We start from the raw sequence: 1,714 nt of genomic DNA, 5'->3' as shown, positions 1-1,714 counted from the left end.
CGGTTTCTCGTCCTATTTGCTTATACAGAGGCTAGTTATGTCACAGCCTCTTTTTTATATTTCACCTTTAATATCTGCGTTAACAACAGACACAATTAATTTTCAAAAATCTGCAATTTCCGCAACATAAATTTTTTGCTACTTAGTGCTTTTTAGAGATAGTTGCGGAAATTGCAGATTAAAGATGTTGTTTTTTTGTTCTTAAAAGATCAGAACAAAAGAGCCAAATGATAATTATCCAAATTACACAAGCCACGTATCTTAAAGAGATGTTAGTCGGCTGTTTCTTAATAGTAATTTTAAAAGTATTGTTTCCAGAGTGGACTTTAACTAAAAAGGTCCCACGCAAGGATTTTTTGATTTTTTGTGTCTGGTTGTTGATTTTTATTTCATAGTAGTTACCTGAATAATATAGAATTGGTAAGCTGATAGTTCTTGTTCGGCTGCTGTATATCTTAAATGTCACTTGATTTCGTTTGAATGAGATTGGTGGCATTTTTTTCTTCCACCCTTTTTTTCCTAACATTTCGTTATGAAGAATAGATACTTTGTGCAAGTAGGCCTTATATGGATAATAGTCGGTATGTGCTGCTGTATTATTAAGATTCGAAAAGTAACTATGGTAACACTTTCCAAGAAGAATGAATTGCGGCCGGTTATTTTTTTGTCCATGATGTTTGATGTATTGGTAGGTATGTACTTCCTTATAGTGACTGTAATATTCTGCACTCAAACCGGGAAGTGCAAGTAAAACAAGTGAAAAAAGCAATAGTATGTCTAAGCTAACGTGTCTCAGATGAATTTTGCTAAAAATAAGGTAAGCTAACCAGGAGCCATTTAAAGCCATAAAAATTGAGGCAATACTTAAAAGACGCCATGGAAACTGGATAATAGCAGCCGGAGTTTTTTGAAAATCCGCCCATGGGAAAAAAGTTGTTGTACTGACGCTGAGAATGATCAGTAAAATCAGACTCTTTTTATATAAAGAGGGAGTAATCCGCCAAAAAGCAAGCGAAGCCACGATAATTATGATTAATAAGATCCCAAGACTCATGTTTAATTGATTTTTTAAACAAAGATGAATAAACTTGTACAACCCTGGTAACCGACTATCCGGACTACGAAGCAAATTATATTTTTTAGGAAAACGAATTTTATTTGCAAGGCTAATTTTAATCATTGGGTAAATTTCGAAAATGGTCAGTAAAAAGATTGTGACTGCTGCTTTTAGTACATCAAACAGACGTAGAAGTTTATTTGATTGTTTGGAAAAAAGTGCAAAAATAAACAATAATACACCAACACAAATAATTAGAAGTGTTGATAGAATATGACTGTAAGCAATTAAAGTAATACCAATGACGGCGATATACCAGCGGTGGCTATCACGGAAGAAAAGTTCATAAATTCCCAGCAGAGCAAGAGGAAAAAAGAGCATTGCTATCCATTCGCCAAGATCGAAGCGAGTAAAGAGATCTGTCAGATGGTAGACAGAAAAATTGTATAAAACAGCAAAGAAACCAGCTTGAGGAATATTCTTTTTAGTAAAACTAAGCATGGAATAGTAACTGATCAATAGGCCAGTATATGTATAGATGGTTATCCCTATGTAATAAGCCAGTATTGAATTAGGGATGACCAAACGTATTATTGCAAAATGCTCCTATCCTAGTATTTGGTACATAAATTTCTGAACAGTTGTGCCATAATTAAT

Annotated in this window: 1 protein-coding gene; it reads right to left on the bottom strand. The window is 33.8% G+C overall.

Annotation, left to right across the window (positions count from 1 at the left end; translation table 11 throughout):
* Positions 1-178: 178 nt before the first annotated feature.
* Positions 179-1,558 (bottom strand): hypothetical protein, encoded by a 1,380-nt coding sequence (locus tag FD20_RS12485; RefSeq protein ID WP_057738917.1) that lies wholly within the window; start codon positions 1,556-1,558, stop codon positions 179-181.
* Positions 1,559-1,714: the final 156 nt, after the last annotated feature.

Origin of the sequence: Liquorilactobacillus uvarum DSM 19971 (assembly GCF_001434935.1) — a bacterium.
Classification (GTDB): Bacteria; Bacillota; Bacilli; order Lactobacillales; family Lactobacillaceae; genus Liquorilactobacillus; species Liquorilactobacillus uvarum.
Note: the sequence above shows the minus strand (reverse complement) of the source record. Positions and strands in the feature narration are given on the sequence as shown.

Excerpts from the sequence above, each read along its gene's own strand:
- FD20_RS12485 (WP_057738917.1), bottom strand. The coding sequence starts at position 1,558 with ATGCTTAGTTTTACTAAAAAGAATATTCCTCAAGCTGGTTTCTTTGCT.